Below are 23,302 nucleotides of genomic sequence, written 5' to 3'. Positions count from 1 at the left end.
CAATCGAACGATTTTTATTGGACAAACCTTGCTAGCAATTCTGAAAAAACATAAGAAACAACAATTAGAAAATCGAATGAAGTATGGAAAGCTCTACATTGATTCAAATGCAGTATGTACGAAGGAATACGGTGAGCTAGTTACGCCAAGTGTGGTGAAATGGAACACAAGAAGGATATCGAATGCACTCTCCCTCTCTTTTAACTTCCATTCTCTCAGACATACTCATGCTACACTTCTTCTCGAAAATGGCGCAAAAATGAAAGAAATTTCTGACCGATTGGGGCACAGCAGAATTTCAATTACGATGGATACTTACTCGCATGTGACAGATAAGATGAGAAATGAAACGGTCGATATCATGGAGAATCTGAGAAAGAATTCTTGAACTTTGCCACCGAAAAAAACCACCGGTGGCAAACCGGTGGCAAATCCATGTAAACATGGTTTATTTTTTACACTGTTTTCAAACAAACCTTGCTATTTCTTCGGTTCGTCCTCATCCATTTTCAGAACGGCCATGAAGGCTTCTTGCGGAACTTCGACGGAGCCGATTTGTTTCATCCGCTTCTTCCCTTCTTTTTGTTTCTCTAAGAGTTTACGTTTACGAGAAACATCTCCACCATAACATTTAGCCAAGACGTTTTTACGCAAGGCCTTGATGTCTGAACGGGCAACGATTTTTTGTCCAATAGCTGCTTGGATTGGCACCTCAAATTGTTGGCGTGGGATTAGTTTTTTCAGTTTTTCAACGATTGCTTTTCCACGTTCATAGGCAAAGTCTCGGTGAACGATAAAGCTTAATGCATCGACTTTTTCTCCATTCAGCAAGATATCCATCTTCACTAACTTGCTTTTTTGATAACCAGACATTTCATAATCCAATGAGGCATAGCCTTTCGTGCTTGATTTCAATTTGTCGAAAAAGTCAAAGACAATTTCAGAAAGCGGAATATTATAGACGACGTTTACTCGGTAATCATCTAAATAATCCATCGTAATGAATTCTCCCCGTTTTCGTTGAGAAAGTTCCATGACTGCACCGACAAAATCATTGGGCACCATAATCTGTGCTTTGACAAATGGTTCTTCTACATCTTGGATCGTTACAGGTTCAGGAAAATCTGCCGGGTTATCAACTGTAGCAGTCGTACCATCTGTTTTATTAACATGGTAAATAACGGATGGTGCAGTCGTAATCAATTCTAGATTGAATTCTCGTTCCAAACGTTCTTGGACGACATCCATATGAAGAAGTCCTAAGAATCCGCAGCGGAACCCAAATCCCAATGCTTGAGAAGTTTCTGGTTCGAATTGTAAAGCAGCATCGTTCAATTGCAGTTTTTCTAAAGCTTCCCGCAAATCGTTGTAACGAGAAGTATCAATTGGATAAAGACCACAATAAACCATCGGATTCATTTTTCGGTAACCTGGTAAAGCTTCAGCGGCAGGATTGTCTGCTAATGTTACTGTATCCCCTACTCGAGTATCTTGGACAGTTTTGATACTTGCTGTGATATAACCAACATCACCGACCATCAAAAAGTCTCTAGCAACTGCTTTTGGCGAGAAGACCCCGACTTCTGTAACATCAAATGTTTTGCCATTACTCATCAGTTTGATTTTATCTCCGGGTTTGACCATACCGTCCGTGATCCGGACATTTAGAACAACACCGCGGTAACTATCATAAATAGAATCAAAGATCAAAGCTTTTAGCGGTGCATCTAAGTCTCCACTTGGTGCTGGAACATATTCCACAATCTGCTCGAGAATATCTTCAATTCCAATCCCTGCTTTTGCACTAGCTAATACAGCTTCACTAGCATCGATTCCGATTACGTCTTCGATTTCTTGACGGACACGTTCGGGATCTGCTGCGGGTAGGTCGATTTTATTGATGACTGGCAGGATCTCCAAATCATTGTCTAAGGCTAAATAAACATTGGCCAATGTTTGGGCTTCGATTCCTTGTGCTGCATCGACCACTAAAACGGCACCCTCACAGGCAGCAAGGCTTCGAGAGACTTCATAGGTGAAGTCGACGTGCCCTGGGGTGTCAATCAAGTGAAAGATATATGTTTCTCCATTTTTCGCTGTGTAATTGAGTTCTACAGCATTTAATTTAATCGTGATTCCACGTTCACGTTCCAAATCCATCGAGTCTAACAGCTGATCTTGCATTTCGCGAGACGTCACAGTGTGCGTCATTTCTAAAATACGATCGGCCAATGTAGATTTCCCATGGTCGATATGAGCGATGATCGAAAAATTACGAATCTGCTCTTGGCGTTCTTTCATTTTCTTTATATCCATAGCGTCTCCTCTTTTCATATAATCAGCACTTTCCATTATACCAACGAAAAGCAGTAATTTAAAGAGTTTTTAATTAGTCAGCTATAGAAGTTTTTTTTGTAGAATTTTGCTATACTGTTATCAAGCTAATAAATGGAGATGAAAAAATGGATCAAAAAGATTTTAGAGAAAATCTTGAATTAAAACCGGTCACCCAAGAACATATCGATCAATTCAATGAATTGCTTTCCTATGTGTTCCAAGTGACTGAAGCAGATATCGAGGAAAGCGGGTTTGAGAATAAACGAGCTTTTATCCGTTCCAAAAAACCGATTTTGGAAGTATCGAAAGTGTTCGGATGGTTCCACGAAAATAAACTGATCTCTCAAATCGCTATCTATCCTTGTGAAGTCAATATTCACGGTGCACGTTATAAAATGGGTGGTGTGACTGGAGTTGGAACTTATCCAGAATATGCTAACCATGGATTGATGCAAGATCTAATTATCGTTGCATTGGATAATATGCGCAAGAATAAGCAATGGATCTCTTATTTGTATCCTTACAGTATCCCCTACTATCGGCGTAAAGGATGGGAAATCATGTCTGATAAACTTTCCTTTAAAATCAGAGATACACAGCTACCTAAACAAATCCCAGTAAGTGGTATGGTTGAGCGATTACCAGTTGATCATCCAGACGTATTTTCCGTTTATGACAAATTTGCCCAACAAAACCATGGTGCTTTATTCCGCAGTGATTTTCATTGGGAAGAGTATTGGCGTTTCGAAAATGAAGATGAGCGCACAGCCGCTGTCTACTACGATAGCAACCATGAACCAAGAGGTGTTCTATTCTACTGGGTAGCTGAAGAAATATTTCACGTAAAAGAAATGTTCTATCTTGATCAAGAAGCTCGAAATGGCTTATGGAACTTTATTTCCGCACATTTTTCCATGATTTACTGGGTACATGGAGATATTTATAAAAATGAGCCTTTAGCATTTTTGATTGAAGATAGTCAGATCAAAGAGCAGATCGAACCATATTTTATGGCTCGGATCGTTGATGTAAAAGAATTCCTTCAACGGTTTCCGTTTGTTGGAACAGCTGATGCTTTTCATTTCATCATTGAAGATCCTGTCGCTCCTTGGAATAATGGTGTCTTCGCTTTAACATGGGATGAACAGGGACAAGTCCGTGTCTTAAATGAACCTATAGGAAACCCTGTTCGATTGAATATCCAAACATTGACTTGCTTGATGATGAATTATCGACGTGCTTCTTATTTGGCAAGAATCGAACGGTTAGAAACAGATGAACAAACACTGAAGTCACTAGAGCGTATCATTCCAAACATGGAAGCTTACTTTAGCGATTATTTTTGATAAAAAGGATGATGTTTAGATGAAAATTTATTTTGCCGCACCAATGTTTGCTAAAAGTGATTTGTTATATAACCAACAGTTAGTTAAAGAAATCAGAGAGCTCTCTTCTGAGCTTTCGATCTATCTTCCTCAAGAAAATGAAGCAATCAATGACAAAACTGCTTATGCAGACAGTCGAATGATTGCTCTTGCTGACACAGAAAAAGTGTTGGCTAGTGATTTAATGATTGCTTTACTAGATGGCTTGACGATCGATGCCGGGGTAGCATCGGAAATCGGTGTGGCTTATGCGAAAGGCATCCCAGTGATCGGCTTATATACTGATACTCGACAGCAAGGCGGAACCCACCCGAAAAAAATCGCTGCACTACAAGAAACAGCTGAAAATCAATTTCACTACCTGAACTTATATACAATAGGTCTGATCAAATTGAACGGAAAAGTGGTTTCTTCAGAAACTGAGTTGCTTTCAGAAGTAAAAAGATTTTTGGATGGAGGGACTTTCAGTGATTAAAGAAATCAAAAAGGTGCAAATAGCTTTACTTGCTTTTGGCATATTCGTTGTCTGCTATAATTTTTATGAATTTATCACACAAAAATATTCGACTTCTCAAGGAATCACATTTATCGTGGAATCTTTATTAGGGATTGCATTGATTTTCATGCCACAAGTCATTTTGAAAGTTTTCAAACTTAAAATACCAGCAGCAATCGTTTTGTTTTACTGGTTTTTCTTGTTCATCTCTGTCTTTTTAGGCACAGGGATGCATTTGATCAGTATCATCTCTTTTTGGGACAAAATTTTACACGCTGTGAGTCCAATGGTCCTGACAGCTCTTGGCTATGGATTGATTGGTTACTTGATGAAAGATGCTGAGATATCAAAAACCAGTCCTTGGTTGTTCCTCTTATTCGGCTTTGCGTTTGCTGGACTTTGCGGCGTGTTTTGGGAGTTCTGGGAATTCTTATGTGACCAATTCTTAGGCATGAATCTTCAACGCTTTGCTGCTTCTGACGGCACACTGTTTGTCGGACGAGTAGCATTGATGGATACGATGGGTGACTTGCTGACAAATACGATAGGTGCTGCCTTGATGGGATTGTTTGCTTGGTCTCAAAGTAAAAAAGATGAGCGTTATTTTGAAAGTTATAAATTAGAAAAAGTAAAAAATATTTAATAAAAGAGATTGTGGCAGAAGCGGGCAGCTTCAAGGAATTTCGACTTATTTTTCGAAGAAGCTACTTCTGGAACACTGTTTATTTGAAAAAAGGAGGTCTGACACTAGTTGTGTCAGACCTCCTTTTTTCTTTTATAGTCTCAATTTGAAGATTAGACTATTTCTTCTAGTTCTTCTGTTTTGAAATGAAGTTGTCCATCAAGTAAAGTAATCGTTACTTTTGATTTAGGCATAACATGCCCTGCAACGATTTCTTTAGCTAGTGGTGTTTCTACTTCCTTAGTGATAAATCGTTTCAATGGTCTTGCACCATATGCTGGTTCATAAGCATTTTCAGCGATCCACGTTTTGGCTTCATCACTGATCGTCAACAGGATTTCTTGATGTTCCAGACGTTGTGCCAATTGTGCCACCATTTTGTCAACGATACCTTTCACGTTGTCTAGGCTCAATGGTGTAAATAAAATCGTGTCGTCGATTCGGTTCAAGAATTCTGGTTTGAAGTTTCCACGTAATAGCGTGTTGACTTGTTCAGCCACTGCTTCTGGAATCGTTCCATCAGCAGTCACGCCTTCCAGCAGTAACTGTGAACCGATATTGCTGGTCATGATCAGAACCGTATTTTTGAAATCTACTACTCGCCCTTTTGAATCAGTCAAGCGTCCGTCATCTAGGACTTGTAACAAGATATTGAAGACATCGGGATGCGCTTTTTCGATTTCATCCAACAAGACGATTGTATAAGGATTTCGTCTGACAGCTTCCGTTAATTGACCACCTTCTTCGTAACCTACATAGCCTGGAGGAGCTCCGACTAGACGAGACACAGCATGTTTTTCCATATATTCACTCATATCGATCCGTACCATATGATCTTCTGAGTCAAACAAGTTCTCAGCTAACGCTTTCGCTAATTCGGTTTTTCCGACACCAGTTGGTCCTAGGAAAAGGAAAGAACCTAGAGGACGATTTGGGTCTTGCAATCCAGCACGTGAACGAATCACCGCGTCACTGACCGCATCAACTGCTTCATCTTGACCAATCACTCGTTTATGAAGTGTTTCATTCAATTTAATTAGTTTTTCTCGTTCACCTTCTACAAGTTTCGTTACGGGAATACCCGTTAATCTGCCAACGACTTGAGCAATCTCATTTTCGGTAACGGACTCTTGAACCATCTTAATCTCGCTGTCTTTTGCTTTAGCTTCTAATTCCTTCAATTCTTTTTCTAATTGAGGTATCGTACCATGTCGCAATACAGCAGCGCGTTCCAAATCATAGTTATTTTCTGCATCTTCTAATTCGTGTTTTGCTTTATCGATTTCAGCACGTTTTGCTGAAACAGAATTGACTTCTTCTTTTTCTGTTTCCCACTGCATCTTCATCGCATTTGCTTCTTCACGAAGTTCAGCTAATTCTTCTTGCAAATTTTTCAAGCGTTTTTTACTTGCATCATCTGATTCTTTTTTCAGTGCAGCTTCTTCGATTTCCAACTGCATCAAACGTCTAGTAACTTGATCTAATTCCGTTGGCATAGAGTTCATTTCTACCCGAATCGTTGCACTGGCTTCATCGATCAAATCGATTGCTTTGTCCGGTAAGAACCGATCAGTAATATAACGGTCAGATAAAGTAGCTGCTGCTACTAATGCGTTGTCATGGATGTTAACACCATGGTGGATCTCAAAACGTTCTTTTAATCCACGCAGAATACTGATCGTATCTTCCACTGTTGGTTCTTTGACTAATACCTTTTGAAAGCGACGTTCCAACGCTTTGTCTTTTTCCATATATTGACGGTACTCATCTAAAGTTGTGGCACCGATCAAATGTAATTCACCGCGAGCAAGCATTGGTTTCAACAGATTTCCGGCATCCATACTTCCTTCTGTTTTTCCTGCCCCTACGATATTGTGGATTTCATCGATGAACAAGAGGATACGTCCATCACTTTTTTTGACTTCTTTCAAGACTGCTTTTAGTCTTTCTTCAAATTCACCACGGAATTTTGCTCCAGCGATCAATGCACCCATATCTAATGAAAAAATCGTTTTATCTTTTAAATTTTCAGGCACATCTTTGCGTACGATACGTTGAGCAAGCCCTTCAACGATTGCCGTTTTCCCTACACCGGGTTCTCCTATCAGAACAGGATTATTTTTTGTTTTTCGTGAAAGAATACGGATGACATCACGGATTTCTTCATCACGACCGATGATTGGATCCATTTTTCCGCTTTTGACTTGCTGTACTAAATCAACGCCGTATTTTTCTAATGCTTTGTATTGTTCTTCTTGGTTTTGTGAGGTCACTCTTTCTCCTCCTCTCATCTCTTCGATGTTTTTACGTAATTCTTTTTCAGATAATCCGTTTTTATTCAAATAAACAGTTAACGGATAATTTTTTAATTTCATCAACGCTAAAATAACGACTTCCGTTGAAAGAAACTCGTCGCCGAAGCTTTCACGTATTTGGTCTGCTTCATTCAATAATCGAAAGAAATTCTGGCTGAGGTTTTGTCCATATTGGACGTTTCCACCAGAAACAACTGGATACTCATCCAGTAGACGATCAATTTCATGTTCAAAAGATTCGACATCCAATCCGGCATCCGTATAGAAATTTCGACCAAAATGATTAGGTTGTAAAAAGATTTTCCATACATGGGCAATGTCGATATCTTGGTGTTTTCGAGTGACCGCAATCTGTTGAGCTTCAGCAATCGCTTCTTGAAGCGTCGTAGTCATTTTCTCAATATTCATACAGGTATACCCTCCTAATTAAAGGTAAGATCACTTATTTCTTTGATCTTTACAAAAACTATTATATCGCTTTGGTCAATTTTGGTCAAAATATACACATATTTTTTTGACTTTTTTTCTCGACTTATATAAATCTTAAAAAAACAAAATTGATTGTATGTATACAAAAAAAGAGCCAAACAAACGTAAAATTATCTTATCCATAACGTTTTTCTTTGATTTGATAAAAAGGGTAGATCTTATAAAAGAGCTACCCTTGATTTTCTTTATTCTCTTTTTTTACTTCTATTATTTCTTCTTTGATCACTCTTCGCCGTTCAGCAATCACATACACAAATCCATAGAGAAATGGCAAGATAAAAGAACTGAAACGATACAGTAAAAGCGAAGAAACTGCGTCAACTGTTCCAACAACTGGTCTGAATAATAACAAATAGACAAATTCAAAGGAACCAATACCAGCAGGCGTAGGAATAACCCCTGAAAGCACTACTGCAAAGCTGATAAACGAAATGGTCAGTAGAAAATCTATTTTAGGATGGTTTTCAATCAGAATCAAATAGGGAAGTACATACCAAAATACAAGTTTTAACATATTCCATAGATAAATCCGCAATAGCGCAGTCCTGTCTTGGATAATGGTTTGGACCGTTTCCCTTAAAGAGTAGATCTGCTGATTGCATGTATCCACCCATTTCCGCAAACGCTCACTTTTAAATAACTTATTCGATAAGCTGACAAAAAATATTTGAACATTCAAGCTGACGGACATTGCCAATAAAAAGGCAACAATCACGATCGTCAAAAGGATACCAGCGATGATAAACCAGATCATTGATGGACCATTAGAATAAAAAAGAGAGAATTGGATGACCAAGCCAGCTAATGCATAAGTGATCACTGCCAGTTTGTACATAATCATATGGAGTGCTGTCACCCCTGCTCCCTGGGATAGCTTCATTCCTTTTTTGTTATAAAAATAAATCTCCGAGATCAGCGTTCCTGTACCAAATGAAACGATTCGGTAAAACGCAATATAGCTAGAGGTCAAGAACCCATCTTTCGTTGTAAAATTCGGCGCGAAAGGTTCAGCAATTTCTTTGATCGAGCGCCCTTCAGCGATTTGGTAAACTGTCCCTAATATAACAGCTGCTGACAAAACAACAACACTGGTAGACAGCAATTCGGCAAAGATATCTGCAAATGATTGATTGATTAAATAATAAATAATGGCAAAAATCACAATCAGCAAAAGCAGATTCAGAATGATTTTAGTTTTCGTTCCTTTAGACGACATCTCCTGCTCCTTAATGGAAAAAATAAATGAGAATCAAATCAACAAGTACACCTGCAGCGAATCCTATAGTAAACTTCTTTTTCCGCGTTTTATGATGGAAAACTTTTCGAGAGATCAATCCTCCCAAACCACCGCCTAACAGGCTGACAAATATCAAATTATTCTCAGGAACACGCCAGCCGCTAGTTCTAGCCTGATGTTTATCATATCCCATCAGACAAAACAAGTAAAAATTCACAATGAAAAGGTAAAACCACAAAGGATTGTGTAACAATACATCCATTACTCTTCTTCCAACTTTCTGTTAACTACTATTTCTAAGCTTTTTCTTCTTTCTTTGGTGAATAAACTGTTAATCCTTTTGATACAACAGATAATTCAACTGGAAGATCATCTGTCGTGTCTCCATCCGTTCGAGTGCCCACAGATTTTTCCTGCGCTTGGATTTTCATGCGTTTGGCTGTTAAATAAGTAATGCCGGGGATCGTATAGAATTTGCCTCTCATGATTCTAGGCAAATAAAAAATAAATCGGAAAATATCTAAGGAAGGTACGATCGTTACATGAAATTTCCCATCATCTGGGGTCGCTGAGTCGTCAAAAGTTGTAAAACCACCCACGGAATTAGACATCGTGACTGTCAACAGTTGGGATTTTCCTTTCCAATGCTCCTCGTCTGTTTCTAAATCCAAATGATATTTTTTCTTCTTCAGCAATAACTTAAAAAACTTCTTGATAAAGATCCACGAGCCGTAACGCTGTTTTTCTTCTTGACTGATCCAAACTGCTGTATCTGCTAAGATTCCGATTGTCAGTGTAGAGATAATGACTTCATCATTGACTTGACCATAGTCTATTTTCCGTACATTGCCTTCCAGGATCACGTCAGCAGCTTCTTCTTTTTTGAGGGGAATCTCAAGAACACGTGCAAGGTTGTTGACAGTTCCACCTGGAAGTAATCCGACATGGTATTGAGATAATGTTTTTTGGAACGCTTGGACGATATGATGAATCGTGCCGTCTCCACCTATAATTACTAAAGTATCAGCTTCTATGGCTTCTGCTTTCTTGACTAATTCCGCATCATCAATCGATGGGCCAGTTTCAGCTAGTTCTACATATAATTCTGGCTGCTTTTCTTTTACATAATCTTGAAACCAGCGTGCTAATTTCTCACCCTCATCTTTCCCTGAACTTTTGTTATAAAAAACTAGCAGCTTTTCCATTCTTTACCTCCTATTTACTCTTCAAAAAGAGGGCGGGACAACCAATTCCATTGTCCTGCCCTTTAGCCTTAGACAGATGACATTCCATCATTGGGACGAACGCCTTGTCATAAGCTGTTCTTTTTTGATTTTAACTCTTTGTGTTCAATTCTGCAATTTTTACAATCACGTCTGTTGCTTTTTCCATTACTTGTAAAGAAACAAATTCGAATCGTCCGTGCATATTTTCTCCTCCGGCAAATAGATTTGGCGTCGGAATACCCATGTAAGAGATTTTTGAACCATCTGTTCCTCCACGAACTGGTTCGATCACTGGAGAGATACCAAGCTCGATCATTGCTTGTTTCGCTAATTCCACGATGCTCATATCTTTTTCAATGATTTCTTTCATGTTGTAATATTGATCATACATATCTACTTTGATTCGTTCTTGATCAAATCGCTGATTCAACTCTTCTTGGATATGTGTGATTTGTGCTTTGCGTGCTTCGAATTTTTCACGATCATGATCGCGAATGATATAACTCATAGAAGCTTCTTCAGGATTCCCATCCAATGCCATCAAATGGAAGAAACCTTCGTATCCTTCCGTTTTTTCTGGAACTTCATCGGCTGGAAGCTGATTATGAAAATCGATTGCTAACTGTAGAGCATTGATCATTGTATCTTTTGCCGTCCCAGGATGTACATTTTTCCCTTGGATCGTAATATTTGCTTGAGCAGCACTAAACGTTTCATACTGCAACTCACCTAAAGGACCACCATCGACTGTATAAGCAAAATCTACATCGAATTGCTCAACATCGAATTTATCCGCTCCGACACCGATTTCTTCATCAGGACCAAAAGCCACTTTGATGGTACCGTGAGGGATAGAAGGATTATTGATCAAGATCTCCATTGCAGTCATGATTTCCGCAATCCCTGATTTGTCATCTGCTCCCAGTAATGTACTGCCATCTGTTGTGATCAATGTGTGGCCTTCATAATTTTTCAAATTTGGAAAATCTTTTGTATTCAATGTATAGCGTTCTTCCGCATCTAGTACGATCGTAGACTCGCCATCATAGTTTTCAATGATTTGTGGATTGACTCCTACTGCATTAAAATCTGCTGTATCCATGTGGGAAATAAATCCAATGGAACGCACTTCATGATCAACATTGCTTGGTAATGTTCCCATAACGAATCCGTTATCTTCATTATAGAAAACATCAGCTAAGCCTAACCCTTCTAATTCTTTTTTCAATTCTTGCGCAAAAGCAACTTGTGTCTGAGTCGATGGAGTCGTTTTGCTTGTTGCATCGGAGCGTGTTTCTGTTTTGACATATCGTAAAAAACGTGGCAAAAGATTTTCGTACATAGTATTCTCTCCTTTTAATTAAATTGAAATGGGTTTGTATTTGTTTCAGAAACGAAAAAGTTAATATCCCAATTTTCTTCTTGTTTCCAAGATTCAAATTTCTCGATAAATCGTTGCTTGCATAACGATTCAATATAATGACCGGGATCAATTGCGATCAACCCAGCGCTTTGCATATCATGAGCCGTATGATAATAGATATCTCCCGTGATATAGACATCTGCTCTTTGGGCGATTGCTTGCGGATAAAATTTTTCACCGCTTCCACCGCAAATCGCAATGCGCTTCACAGAGGATTTTGCATTTTTTGGCTGGACTATTCTCAGTCCATCTAGTTGGAACGCTTCTTTTACTTGTTCTACAAATGCCTCTATAGAAATTTCTTGCGGCAATTCACCTACTCGTCCTAACCCAAACATTTCGACTGGTTCATCTATAGCGAAAAGATCATAAGCAGGTTCCTCATAAGGATGAGCTGACCGCATGGCTTGAATCACTTGTTTTTCGATAGTTTCCGGCAAAATAACCTCAACTTTTGCCTCTTGAACTTGTTCTGTCTTCCCTACTTTCCCAATCGCTGGTTGTGCACCAGCTTCCGGAGTAAATCGACCGTGTCCAATCGAGGTAAAACTTGTACCGGTATAATCACCTTGTGTACCAGCACCAGCTGCAGCTAATACTTCACGCATTTTCTGTGCATGATCCACAGGTACATAAACGGCCAGTTTTTTATAATGAATCTCATGAGTCTTTACTAAATAACTCTCCACTTCAATACCGAGAAGTTCACAAAACCAGTCATTCAGTCCATCCCAAATAATATCCATGTTCGTGTGTGCTGCATAGACGGCAATATCATGTTTCAACAAATCTGCATACATTTTTTCTTGTGGCTGATCAGTAACCAGCCGTTTTACAGGACGAAAGATTGGAGGATGTTTAGCAATCAGCAAATCGATTTTTTTCTTGATTGCTTCTTCGACCACTTCTGGACGAACGTCTAATGTCATCATTACTCGTTGGATTGGCTTATCCAATGTTCCGATATGCAGTCCGACTGGGTCTCCTTCTTCAGCTAGCCACTGAGGACAATAGCTTTCAAACTTTTGGATGAAGGTGCGTCCGCTGATTGTCATGTCTTTAAAACCTCCTCAATCATTTGGATTTCCTGCTCGATTTGTTTTTGACGTGCCTCTTGATTAGCTGCTTGTTTGAGCTGTTCACGGATAGCTTTTCTTTGTTGAAGCTCTCTTGTCCATTTTGATTTGAAGATCTCACTTTTCTCTTCAAGCAGAAATGGCCCGAACATCAGCTCCATTTCATTGTAAGTAACTGGTTTTTGTTCTTTTTCGGCTACAATGATTTCATATATTTTTTTATTTTCTTCAAGTATTTTTTCTGATTGGATTTTATACTGATTTTCTTGCAGCCAAGATCGTAATGTACGCTCTCCGATGTTTGGCTGAAGGATCAAACGTTCTTGTCCGCTTAAGCGTTGATTCAACTTGCCAGCTTCTAGGATATCTCGGATTAGTGAACCTCCCATACCCGCAATCGTGACAGCTGTAATACCATCTTGTGGCTGGATAGCATCTAGACCATTTGCAAGGCGTACGGTGATACGGTCTTCTAATCCATCTTTTTTGACTTGCTTACGTGCTGATTCATAAGGACCTTGAACGACTTCACCAGCAACTGCATATTCGATTTTTCCTCTTAATATCAATGCAACGGGTAAGTAAGCGTGATCTGATCCAATGTCTGCTAAACGAGCGGATTCAGGGACAAAGTCACCCACTGCGGCTAAGCGCTGAGATAAATCTAAATGGTTCATAGCTTCACTCCTTCTAGATAATTATAGCATTTTCCAAATAAAATAAGGAGACTAGGAATAAAAAAATTCCCATATCTCCTTAAAAAATATACCTTTTCGTTCTATAAAACAACATTTTCTTATTTTTGAAAAAATATCGTTGGTTATTTGTTCAATGAAACATCAATAATCGAATCTCCAGGAACTTGCGGTGGGATAGACATCGTCATGATCGGCATCTCAACTAATGTAAATTGGACTTTGTCACCGATTTTCAATTCATTTATGTCCACGCTTATTTTTTCAGCAGTAGCATTTAAGATCACTCCGTCATTGCTGAATGACGTTCCCATATTCGCTGGATCTTCTTTGGCCATGACATCGACGAGTTTCAACTGAAGCGTTTCTTCTTCTGCTTCTACTTGAGTGATACTTTCAATCGTTCCGACAAATATGCTTTGTCCCTGCGTTTTCGTACTGCTTGTTTTTACTGTTTGACCCGCATCAATCGAATCAACAGAACCTGTGTTGCTATCTGCGCTACCGCAGCCTGCTAAAAGAAAAAATAGACCAACTACAGATACACTAGAAAAAATAGCCCTCATAAAAAATCCTCCGTTTAAGTTTCTGCATTACTTGTTGCGGTGATTGTCTCCGGTCATTTCTGTCCATATAATGATTCGCTGACCTGCTTTTACTACTAGGTCAAATGTCAGTTGGACTTGTCAACTGTTCAACCATTGCGTCGGTTGCGACCAGTCATTTCGATTTCTTTTGTCAAATAACGTATGCGTTCCATTATCCGTTTCGCTTTTAGCGGCTCTTCATCTCCACGTTGAGTGACGGACAAATGCTGTTCCAATTCATCCATTGTAAAATTCGATGAGAAGAAGGTTGGTAACTGTTCCTGCATCCGATATTGAAGGATAACACCGAATACTTCGTCTCGTATCCAACTACTCATCGCATCTGCACCAATATCATCGATCATCAAAATAGGTGAACGTTTCACTGCATCTAACTTTTCTGCCACTTGATCTTTTCCGATTGCCTGTTTCATCTCAACGGCAAATGTCGGAAAATGGACTAGCGTCGTGGTGAATCCAGCAATCGCTAATTCTCTCGCTGTTGCTCCTAATAAATATGTTTTTCCAATACCAAAACTTCCTACTAGATACAGTCCTTTATGATACCCTTTTGGATCAGCAGTATATTTCTCTACAAAATCTAGGGCTTCTAAGCTCGCATATCCTCGTCCATCTGTACGTTCAAAGTTTTCAAAAGAAGCCGATTGAATATCTTTTGGCATATCCATTGCTTTTACTCGGCTTCTGATTTCTTCTTGTCTTTGCCGTGCTAACAATGCTTCCGTTGGTACATAAGTGACATCCACATAATGAAAATTCAACGTCAGCTTCGGCTCATAGCCGGGAGCGATCATCGTTGGATCGTTTTTTTGATATTTACGCTTTTCTTGCACGAATTCATACAATTTAGCGTAACTTTTTTCAATATCCGCTTGTGTCAATTCTTCTTGGTGTGCGCTTAGAAAAGCTTGAACATCCGCATCATTTAAGACTTCAGCGATCATTTCAGCATACTTTTCTTGATAATTGCGTTTGCTGATGATCCTCTTCAATTCTTTGCCTACGTCTTCCACTAGATGTCACCCTCCTTTTTTGCCAGGTATTCTTTAAAACGGCGGTCAATCTCTGCTTTTTTCTCGCTGCTGATCTGTTTTTCATCTTTTGGCTGGTTGACCCAATCAGGAAGCTTTTCCCGTCGAACATTTCGCTTGCCAGTTTGATAATTTGTTTGCTTCTTTTGTTTTGATTGTTTTGCTTGATTACTTATTTGCCGAATGTGCTGGATCGCTTCTTCTGCTGTGGCGATTTTCTTTTGTGCCCATTCATTTGCCACTGTATTTACATAACTGGCATTTAAGCTAGCATTATTCTTGATCACTAGTACATAATTCAGCAAAACATTGATCACGCTACTGGAAAGACCTGATTGAGAAACAAGATCTTGCAGTAACCAGTTTTCTTGTTTAGAAACATATCCGCCTTTTTCTGACTTGATTGCTTCCAGATATTTCATCGGTGGAATGCTCTGTGCTTCTTTTATCAGCTGAAGCGCTGCGTTTGTCAAATGTTCGTTTGACGAGGGTTCATTACTGTTTTCAGAAACCGCAACTGTTTCTTTTGTTTGCTTCACCGGACGTCTCTGCATTGCCAAAATGGCTTTTTGCAGTTCTTTTTCAGATACTTTTTGTTCACTAAAGTCATAAGATTGACTGATCAGTTCGCCAAGTGTCAATTCATCGAAACCGTAAAGCTGATGATACATGTCGACTTGTTTGATGATTGGATCATCAAGACTTGCAATATGTTTTTTTGCCAGCCAATCATTCAAAAAATGCCAATCGAATGTCGAATCTGCTTCAAGTAATGCTACTGATTCAGATTCTTCAAAAGATTTATTCAGTGATTCGATGTTTTCTTGATTAGCAGCGTACACTGCTTCATTGAAGCGATAAACATCTAAAAATTTTTTTGTGATTTTTTGATATCCCTCTGCTGTATGCCTTTTAGGTTCAAACAATTGGGTAAGCTTCTGGAATCGTCGTTCACCAACTTTTTCCAGAAGAAGAAAAGCCAGAACAGAATCTTTGAAAAATGCTTTAGGAATGAGTGGTTCTAACAGCTCATAAATAAAACGAGGTCCCAGATCACTATCTTCTTTAAAATAAACATCCAGTAAGCCGATTCCTTCTAGCTTTTTTCTTGCATCATAAAATTGCGGGATACCGCAGCCTAGACTACTAAGCAGATCTGCATGCATCCCTTCAGGACCTTTGCCAGATTCTTGAGAGATTTCTGATAACAGGGTGAAATAGATACTCAAGGCTTCTCCGCCGATTAGTGGCTGATAAAGATACAGCAAGGCGTTCTTGCTGTCTTCTCTCAGCGGAGCCGCTTTTCTTCCTTGGTAAATATTTTTTGGTTGAAGCTCTTTCCAAGCATTTTCCAAGGAAATGCCTCCTTTTTGTTTCTTAATTGTTTTCTTTATTATTCTCTTTATTATTTTCTTTTGCTTTATCCACGATATCTTGCAACTCTTTTAAGAAAACAGACATATCTTTGAACTGGCGATAAACACTTGCAAAACGAATATAAGCGATTTCGTCTAAATCAACTAAATCTTCCATCACATATTCACCAATTAGATTCGTCGATACTTCGTTTTCTCCGAGACTGCGTACGCGGTTTTCGACATGGTTGACGATTTGTTCCATTTGTTCCATAGCTACAGGTCTTTTTTCTGCTGAACGGATGAGTCCTCTTAAAATTTTATCGCGATTGAACTCTTCGCGTTCCCCGTTTTTCTTGATTACTAATAACGGAGCAGCTTCAATTCGTTCAAATGTAGTGAATCGGAACGAACAATTCTCACATTCGCGACGGCGACGGATCGCACGTCCATCATCTGCTTGACGGCTGTCGATTACTCGTGAATTATTATGTTGACATCTGGGACATCTCATTTTGTCTCACCTCTTGCATCGCATTTTTATATAAAGGGTGTGTCTTTCTTTACAACTAGTTGTATTATAACACGAAACAAATCACAAACGCGACTGTCCTACCCAAAAAACACGGATATAAGAACAATTTTTTCTACTTTCATGCGTAATTGTGTCCCCTGTCCTTACCAAATTTCAATTTTCCAATACTGATCACCTTGATTACTGAGAAATAACTTATACAAAAGCTGATTTAGTCATCTAGCACAAAAAACTTGAAGCAGATGAACACCTTCTCATCTGCTTCAAGTCACATCTCGATTTTTTACTATTTTATAACTTCTCTTCGATTCCTGTATAGTGTTTCATTCGCTGTTCCTCGATTTTTTGCTCATCGGGAATGTGGTCACTTTCTGGGAGCGGTGTTTTACTACGATCAGGTGTCGGATTTTTTCGTTCTTGAGTCAAATCTTGCCGCTTCGCTTCTTCTTCTGCCTGCTGGTCTTCTATTTCATCAATTCTTGCTTGGTACTGCTTTTCTTTTTCTTCTGCTGTTTCTGATTGCGTACGACCTTCATCGATTAGATTTTCTTTATTGAGTATCTCGCCGATTTTTTCTTTTGCGTTACCTACGACTTTATCCTTTTGATTTTTTAATGATCCCATCGCTATCCCTCACTTTCTATACTCAGGATAGCAAAATTGACACAGATACTCAAAGAAAGCGATTAGCAAAAAGCCAATTTTCGATTTGTCCCACAAGTTTTTCTTTTGTTCCATTGTTGTCGAACAAAATATCCGCACGCTGCTTTTTTTCTTCGATTGGAAGCTGACTACTAATTCTCTGCTGCGCTTGTTCTAGCGTCAGTTGATTACGTTTCATCAAACGCTGAAGCTGAGTTTCTGGCGTAGTATAAACGACAGCTACTGCATCCATATAGTGGTCATAATGACCTTCGTAGAGCAATGGGATATCTACAATTACTAAAGGATGATTGGAACTTAGAGAGGCGATTTGATCTTTTATCGCTTTTCGGATAAACGGATCTAATAGCTGATCAAGTTTTTGCCGTTTTTCCTTTGATGGAAAAACAATCATCCCAAGTTTCCCTCGATCTAGTTGCCCATCAGGCTGCAATACCTCTTGGCCAAACACTGATACAATTTTCCTCAGAGCAAGCGTTCCAGGATCAACAGTTTCTCTGGCAATCACATCGCCATCGATCAAAGGAAATCCATGAGACTGAAAGACTTTGGCTGCCGTACTTTTACCGGTAGCTATTCCACCCGTCAAACCTAAAACAAATCCTACTTTGCGATTTTTAGCCTTTGACAATTCGGACAATAGTGCGTCCCCCTTTGTGCCACTTTTGTTTTCACGATCGGCGTCCCACAACGTATACATGGTTTGCCAGTTTGCTGATAGACATGCAGTGCTACTTGAAATCCGCCTGATTCTCCTAATGCATTCAAATAACTGCGAATCGTGGTACCTCCGGCTTCTATTGCACGATCCAAAACATCAATGATCGATAGACGTAATTGTTCTACCTCTTTGGGGCGCAGTGTGTTCGCCGGTTGTTCTGGATGGATCTTCGCTTCCCATAATGCTTCATCTACATAAATATTACCTAGACCAGTCACTAGACGTTGGTCTAGCAGCAATGGCTTGATTGCTTTGTGGGACTTTTTCAGTCCATTTGCAAAATCTGCTAATAAGAAGCTATCTGGCAAAGGCTCAGGTCCCAATTTCATGATTCCTCGGTAAGTTGCACTTGCTCCTTTTTCGACGATTGTCATACGACCAAATTTTCGTACATCGTTGTAGCGAAGTTGGCTTCCATCCTCAAAAAAGAAAAGTACATGCGTATGTTTATCGATTGGTGTATTTTCTTTCGTAAATTGATATTTTCCTTCCATTCGCAAGTGTGAGATCAGTTCATAATGATCGAGATGAAAAATTAAAAACTTCCCTCTACGTCCAATGGATTGGATGGTTTCGCCAACAAGAGAAGCCTCAAAGATGGGCGTCTCTGGTTGCTCGATGATCTTGGGCCACAAGACTTGCACTTTCTGAATCGTTTTTCCTACTACTAACCGTTCCAATCCTTTACGAACGGTTTCTACTTCTGGTAATTCTGGCATTTTTTCTTTTCACCTTCATTATATTGCTCTGTCTTAAACAGTATTTATTTTGCTTCGTACCACGTTTTTCCCCAACTGCTGTCAGTGATCAGTGGTACATGAAGAGAAACAGCTTGTTCCATAACTTCCTTCACCAATTTATCTAATGATTCAAGTTCTTTTTCAGGTACCTCGAAGACAAGTTCATCATGAACTTGTAACAGCATCGTAGCTTGAAGACCTGTTTCTTTTAATCGTTTATCCAATTCGATCATCGCGATTTTCAAAACATCAGCAGCACTTCCTTGAATTGGTGTATTGATAGCTGTTCGTTCCGCAAAAGAACGGATATTGTAATTTCTTGAATTGATGTCTGGCAAATATCGACGGCGGTGATACAGTGTTTCAACGTAGCCTTGATCTTTTGCTTCGCGTACGATTCTTTCCATATATTCTTTGACACCTGGGTATTTTTCAAAGTACGTATCGATGTATTGCTGTGCTGCTTTTCGGCTGATGCCTAAATTTTGTGAAAGTCCGTAATCAGAGATGCCATACACGATACCAAAATTCACTGCTTTTGCCTGCCGACGCATATTTGGTGTGACATCCTCTGCCTTTTCGATTCCAAATACGCGCATCGCTGTGCTGGCATGGATATCTTGACCTTCTAGGAAGGCAGCTTTCAAATGTTCATCATTTGAGATATGCGCAAGTACGCGTAACTCGATTTGTGAATAGTCAGAAGAATAAATCAACCAGTCTTTTTCTCTAGGAACAAATGCCTGACGTATCTTTCTCCCTTCATCTAATCGAATCGGGATGTTCTGCAAATTAGGATCAACAGAGCTTAATCGTCCTGTTTGGGTCAATGTCTGGACATAACGGGTATGCACTTTTCCATCTGATTGGATCACTTTCAGCAGTCCCTCGACATAGGTAGATTGAATTTTTGCAATTTGACGATAGGTGAGGATATCCTCTACGATTGGTGCTTGTTCACGAAGCTGTTCCAGTACATCTACAGCTGTGGAATATCCAGTTTTTGTTTTTTTGATAACGGGTAATCCCATTTTTTCAAATAAGATCACTCCTAATTGCTTTGGTGAATTCAAATTGAATTCTTCGCCGGCTTCTTCGTAGATTTTTTGTTCGATCTCTCTTAAGCGAGCAGAGAACTCGCCCTTCATTTCTTGTAAGCGAGTCGCATCTACTTTGATCCCGCTTATTTCCATCTCTGCCAAAATGATAGACAATGGCAGTTCCATTTTCCGGAAAAGATCTTCTTGGTTTTTATCTGCCAGTTCTTGGCTCAATTTTGGTGTCAACGCATTGATTGCAGCTACTTTTCGCGCTAAATGAGCAAAAAAGAGTTCCTCTTCTTCTGGTAAACCTTTTTTCGCCCCTTTGCCGTATACAGCTTCATCTGATTGGATATCGTTGTATCCGTAATGAGCAGCTATTCCTTCGATATCTGTGCTTTTTTCATTCGTATCGAGAAGGTATGCACCTAGCAAGACATCAAAATCGATTCCTTTCGTTTTTCCAGTATAGCGGTTTAAAGCAACATAAGTTCGTTTCGCATCATATACTTTTTTCAGCCGAGTCGGATCAGTGATCCAAGAATGGAACGCTCGGTTTTCGAATACAGATAGATCGTTCGTGACATAAATTTTCTTTTCTGTCCCCCACGCTACTCCGACGATTTCCTCTGTATGATAATTGTCGCCCATCATTTCCACGTACAACGCCATATCCGTAGTAAACATTTCCTCTTTGAATTCATGAATGACTTCAAACAAAATATCATCCATTTTTACTTCTTCTTCTACGATATTCAATTTAGAAAGGAACTGATTGAAATCCATTTCTTTATAAAACGGAACGAGTTTATCGAGATTTTTCCCTTCATACTTCAATGAGTCGATAGAGACATCCACAGGGGCTGAAGTATTGATGGTCGCCAATTTTTTCGATAAGAAAGCCTGCTCTTTGTCATTTATCAGATTTTCTTTCATTTTACTTTGCTTCATTTCATCGATATGTTCATAAATTCCTTCGACTGAGCCATATTGTTTCAATAGCTTGATAGCTGTTTTTTCACCGATTTTAGTCACACCGGGGATATTGTCAGAGGCATCTCCGGCTAGTCCCTTCATGTCAATAATCTGTTTTGGCGTCAACCCATCATATTTTTCCGCTACATGTTCTGGTGTATAGCTTTCGATATCGCTGACACCTTTTACAGTGATATCCACTTTTACTTCTTTACTAGCTAATTGAGTCAAATCCCGATCACCTGAAAGCACGACGACATCAAATTGATCTTTGTCTACTTTTTCTGCCAAAGTACCGATAATATCATCTGCTTCATAATTGGGCAATTCGTAATACTGTACCCCTAGTCCTGTCAACAAATCACGTATATATGGCATTTGTTCTTTGAATTCGCCAGGTGTTTTGGATCTTCCACCTTTGTACTCCGCATACATTTCTGTCCGAAAAGTCGTTTTTCCTGCATCGAACGCAACCAGAACATGAGTCGGTTGCTCTTTTTGCATAACATTTTCAAACATCGTATTGAATGCATAGATTGCATTTGTATGAAGACCGTTTCTATTTTTGAAACGTTCAAGAGAATTGTGAAGCGCAAAGAATGCGCGAAAAGCCACACTGTTCCCATCAACGAGTAATAATTTATTTTTTGTCATCTTCTTAACTCCTTACTGTAAAGTTCTTATTCATTCTAACAAAGAATCCTGCGGAATGCGAAAAGAAAAAGCGGGACCATACCAAATAATTCGGTATAGCCCCAACTGATGAATTTTTTTCTTTTTTAGTTGTTCCGTCCAAAGATTCTCAGAAACGCCAAGAACAAGTTGATAAAGTCCAAATACAGCTTCAATGCCATGAATACAGCAATTCCACTATGTGCTGTTCCGTTTGTCTGGACATAGATATTACGGATGCTTTGGTTATCATAAGCTGTAATCCCTGCAAAGATGACGACTAACAGTAGGGAGATGAACAGCTCAACTGCGCTACTTCTCAAAATGAAGATGTTCAAGACTAGTGCAATGATTACTCCGATTAAAGCTGCCTGTCCTGCTCTTCCAACCCCGCTAAGATCTCTTTTTGTTGTTACTCCGACAACAGACATCCCCATGAACATCAAGGTAGCTGTCAAGAAAGCTTGCGTTACTGTTCCAATATCGTAGTATGCAAGAGTAACTGCTAATGTTATGCCATTCAAAAGAGAGTAGGCAATAAATCCACCGATTGCTAAGCTCGGATTCTTTTGTGCTTTTACGCCTAGAACCATTACTAAAATCAGTTCAACGATCCACAGACCCACAAAGCCTAATGGAAAATTATTGATAAAAGTTGCTAATTGCAAAGGGAATACCCAAAGAGCCAAGTAAGAAGTGGCTGCACTAAGGGCAAGTCCCATACCTAAAAATCCATAAACTTTTGCATAAAAACGATTGATACCTGACATTGATGTACTTGGATTATTCATTCAATTCACCTTCACTTTCGATTGCTATTTCCAATTCAGGAACTTGTGGCGGTTGGACCATAACGACAGCATCCAACACACGATCTTCGTTCGTATTTTCCGCTTCTACAGAAATCGTCACCACATCCTTCATCTTATCTACTTTTATGACCTCAAACTGAAAAGTCAGTGTTTCATAATGGAAAACCGGTTCAATAAAATTGACAGAAAAATTGACAACATGTGATCCTGGTCCAGGAAGATGCTTTGAAATTGCACTTGTGATGATCCCCATCAGCATCACTGATGGAACGATTGGCTGTTGATATTCTGTTTTTTGTGCAAAGTCATGTTGGATATACAAAGGATTTGCATCATTCGTCAATCCCAAATACAGCAAAAGCTGGTTATCTTCAATAGATTCTGTTAAGGATAACGAGTCGCCTTCCTCGATTTCATTTATTGTTTTTCCTAGTTTTCTCGGCTTACCTATGTTCAAGATAGAAACCCTCCAGTTTATTTTTAATCATACATTATTGTACCAAAAGTAGCGTAAAAGGCAAGTTCTGCTCCCTTGATTTAACAGATTCCTATAGTTTACAGAGGTCGTGAAAAAGCTGTCCTGCATCAAGTAATAAGAACAGCCAAGAAAAAACAGCTTCTCATGTTTTTGATTTGGTTGGGCTTATTACCGCAGATGCAAGCTTTTGAACACCGTTTATCTGAGGTCGTGAAAAAGCTGCCCTGCATCAAGTAATAAGAACAGCCAAGAAAAACAGCTTCTCATGTTTTTGATTTGATTGGGCTTATTACCGCAGATGCAAGCTTTTG

The 23,302-nt window shown here is 39.2% G+C and carries 22 protein-coding genes; 4 read left to right on the top strand and 18 right to left on the bottom strand.

Going from position 1 to position 23,302, the window contains the following annotated elements; translation table 11 throughout:
- On the top strand, nucleotides 1-388 hold a 388-nt coding region (locus OS139_RS13460; protein WP_325067012.1), incomplete at its 5' end, for a tyrosine-type recombinase/integrase.
- A 92-nt stretch (nucleotides 389-480) separates the two neighbouring features.
- Here OS139_RS13460 and lepA read toward each other — a convergent pair.
- A complete protein-coding gene (gene lepA, locus OS139_RS13455; protein ID WP_002309066.1) occupies nucleotides 481-2,316 on the bottom strand; it encodes a translation elongation factor 4 in 1,836 nt (611 codons plus the stop codon).
- A 146-nt stretch (nucleotides 2,317-2,462) separates the two neighbouring features.
- Here lepA and OS139_RS13450 point away from each other — a divergent pair, with 146 nt between their 5' ends.
- The 3 genes from OS139_RS13450 to OS139_RS13440 are packed head-to-tail and all read left to right on the top strand — an operon-like array spanning nucleotide 2,463 to nucleotide 4,861.
- On the top strand, nucleotides 2,463-3,683 hold the full coding sequence (locus tag OS139_RS13450) for a GNAT family N-acetyltransferase (RefSeq protein WP_002331396.1): 1,221 nt from the start codon (nucleotides 2,463-2,465) through the stop codon (nucleotides 3,681-3,683).
- Nucleotides 3,684-3,702: 19 nt separating this feature from the next.
- Nucleotides 3,703-4,197, top strand: a complete 495-nt coding sequence (locus OS139_RS13445; RefSeq protein WP_002301556.1) for a nucleoside 2-deoxyribosyltransferase — start codon at nucleotides 3,703-3,705, stop codon at nucleotides 4,195-4,197.
- Entirely contained in the window at nucleotides 4,175-4,861 is a 687-nt protein-coding gene (locus OS139_RS13440; protein ID WP_156248982.1) for a hypothetical protein, read from the top strand. The genes OS139_RS13445 and OS139_RS13440 overlap by 23 nt, the downstream gene beginning before the upstream one ends.
- A gap of 152 nt (nucleotides 4,862-5,013) precedes the next feature.
- Here OS139_RS13440 and clpB read toward each other — a convergent pair whose 3' ends face one another.
- The 17 genes from clpB to OS139_RS13355 form a co-directional block, all read right to left on the bottom strand.
- Nucleotides 5,014-7,623, bottom strand: a complete 2,610-nt coding sequence (gene clpB / locus OS139_RS13435; RefSeq protein ID WP_002301554.1) for an ATP-dependent chaperone ClpB — start codon at nucleotides 7,621-7,623, stop codon at nucleotides 5,014-5,016.
- Between the two features lie 250 nt (nucleotides 7,624-7,873).
- Entirely contained in the window at nucleotides 7,874-8,920 is a 1,047-nt protein-coding gene (locus OS139_RS13430; protein WP_002331398.1) for a lysylphosphatidylglycerol synthase transmembrane domain-containing protein, read from the bottom strand.
- 10 nt (nucleotides 8,921-8,930) lie between these two features.
- Nucleotides 8,931-9,203, bottom strand: coding sequence for a DUF1294 domain-containing protein (locus OS139_RS13425; RefSeq protein WP_002288344.1), 273 nt, complete (start codon nucleotides 9,201-9,203; stop codon nucleotides 8,931-8,933).
- A 34-nt stretch (nucleotides 9,204-9,237) separates the two neighbouring features.
- Complete coding sequence (locus OS139_RS13420; protein ID WP_325067010.1) at nucleotides 9,238-10,146, bottom strand: diacylglycerol/lipid kinase family protein; 909 nt, start codon at nucleotides 10,144-10,146, stop codon at nucleotides 9,238-9,240.
- 130 nt (nucleotides 10,147-10,276) lie between these two features.
- Nucleotides 10,277-11,509, bottom strand: coding sequence for a peptidase T (gene pepT / locus OS139_RS13415; RefSeq protein WP_002331400.1), 1,233 nt, complete (start codon nucleotides 11,507-11,509; stop codon nucleotides 10,277-10,279).
- A 14-nt stretch (nucleotides 11,510-11,523) separates the two neighbouring features.
- Entirely contained in the window at nucleotides 11,524-12,645 is a 1,122-nt protein-coding gene (locus tag OS139_RS13410; protein ID WP_002288338.1) for a Nif3-like dinuclear metal center hexameric protein, read from the bottom strand.
- The gene (locus tag OS139_RS13405) at nucleotides 12,642-13,343 is read right to left on the bottom strand and encodes a tRNA (adenine(22)-N(1))-methyltransferase (RefSeq protein ID WP_002317743.1); all 702 of its coding nucleotides are present in this window, start codon (nucleotides 13,341-13,343) and stop codon (nucleotides 12,642-12,644) included. Before OS139_RS13405 ends, OS139_RS13410 begins: the two co-directional genes overlap by 4 nt.
- A 143-nt stretch (nucleotides 13,344-13,486) precedes the next feature.
- Entirely contained in the window at nucleotides 13,487-13,927 is a 441-nt protein-coding gene (locus tag OS139_RS13400) for a hypothetical protein (protein WP_002331401.1), read from the bottom strand.
- Nucleotides 13,928-14,055: 128 nt separating this feature from the next.
- The gene (gene dnaI, locus OS139_RS13395) at nucleotides 14,056-14,982 is read right to left on the bottom strand and encodes a primosomal protein DnaI (protein ID WP_002288331.1); all 927 of its coding nucleotides are present in this window, start codon (nucleotides 14,980-14,982) and stop codon (nucleotides 14,056-14,058) included.
- The gene (locus tag OS139_RS13390) at nucleotides 14,982-16,355 is read right to left on the bottom strand and encodes a replication initiation and membrane attachment family protein (protein ID WP_325067009.1); all 1,374 of its coding nucleotides are present in this window, start codon (nucleotides 16,353-16,355) and stop codon (nucleotides 14,982-14,984) included. Before OS139_RS13390 ends, dnaI begins: the two co-directional genes overlap by 1 nt.
- A 22-nt stretch (nucleotides 16,356-16,377) precedes the next feature.
- Nucleotides 16,378-16,869: a transcriptional regulator NrdR gene (gene nrdR, locus OS139_RS13385; protein ID WP_002288327.1), complete on the bottom strand. Its 492-nt coding sequence runs from the start codon at nucleotides 16,867-16,869 to the stop codon at nucleotides 16,378-16,380.
- A gap of 312 nt (nucleotides 16,870-17,181) precedes the next feature.
- Complete coding sequence (locus OS139_RS13380; RefSeq protein ID WP_002319136.1) at nucleotides 17,182-17,514, bottom strand: hypothetical protein; 333 nt, start codon at nucleotides 17,512-17,514, stop codon at nucleotides 17,182-17,184.
- A 49-nt stretch (nucleotides 17,515-17,563) separates the two neighbouring features.
- The gene (coaE, locus tag OS139_RS13375) at nucleotides 17,564-18,193 is read right to left on the bottom strand and encodes a dephospho-CoA kinase (protein WP_002331403.1); all 630 of its coding nucleotides are present in this window, start codon (nucleotides 18,191-18,193) and stop codon (nucleotides 17,564-17,566) included.
- Nucleotides 18,157-18,993: a DNA-formamidopyrimidine glycosylase gene (gene mutM / locus OS139_RS13370; protein ID WP_002300666.1), complete on the bottom strand. Its 837-nt coding sequence runs from the start codon at nucleotides 18,991-18,993 to the stop codon at nucleotides 18,157-18,159. Before mutM ends, coaE begins: the two co-directional genes overlap by 37 nt.
- Nucleotides 18,994-19,037: 44 nt before the next feature.
- Nucleotides 19,038-21,683 carry a DNA polymerase I gene (gene polA, locus OS139_RS13365; protein WP_002331404.1) on the bottom strand — a complete coding sequence of 882 codons (2,646 nt, stop codon included), beginning with the start codon at nucleotides 21,681-21,683 and terminating at the stop codon, nucleotides 19,038-19,040.
- Between the two features lie 125 nt (nucleotides 21,684-21,808).
- The gene (locus OS139_RS13360) at nucleotides 21,809-22,492 is read right to left on the bottom strand and encodes a Bax inhibitor-1/YccA family protein (protein WP_002324016.1); all 684 of its coding nucleotides are present in this window, start codon (nucleotides 22,490-22,492) and stop codon (nucleotides 21,809-21,811) included.
- Nucleotides 22,485-22,970 carry a MaoC/PaaZ C-terminal domain-containing protein gene (locus OS139_RS13355; protein WP_002296398.1) on the bottom strand — a complete coding sequence of 162 codons (486 nt, stop codon included), beginning with the start codon at nucleotides 22,968-22,970 and terminating at the stop codon, nucleotides 22,485-22,487. Before OS139_RS13355 ends, OS139_RS13360 begins: the two co-directional genes overlap by 8 nt.
- Nucleotides 22,971-23,302: the final 332 nt, after the last annotated feature.

This window comes from Enterococcus sp. E4-223, from assembly GCF_035727065.1.
Classification (GTDB): domain Bacteria; phylum Bacillota; class Bacilli; order Lactobacillales; family Enterococcaceae; genus Enterococcus_B; species Enterococcus_B faecium.
This window is presented reverse-complemented; position numbering and strand designations above follow the sequence as displayed.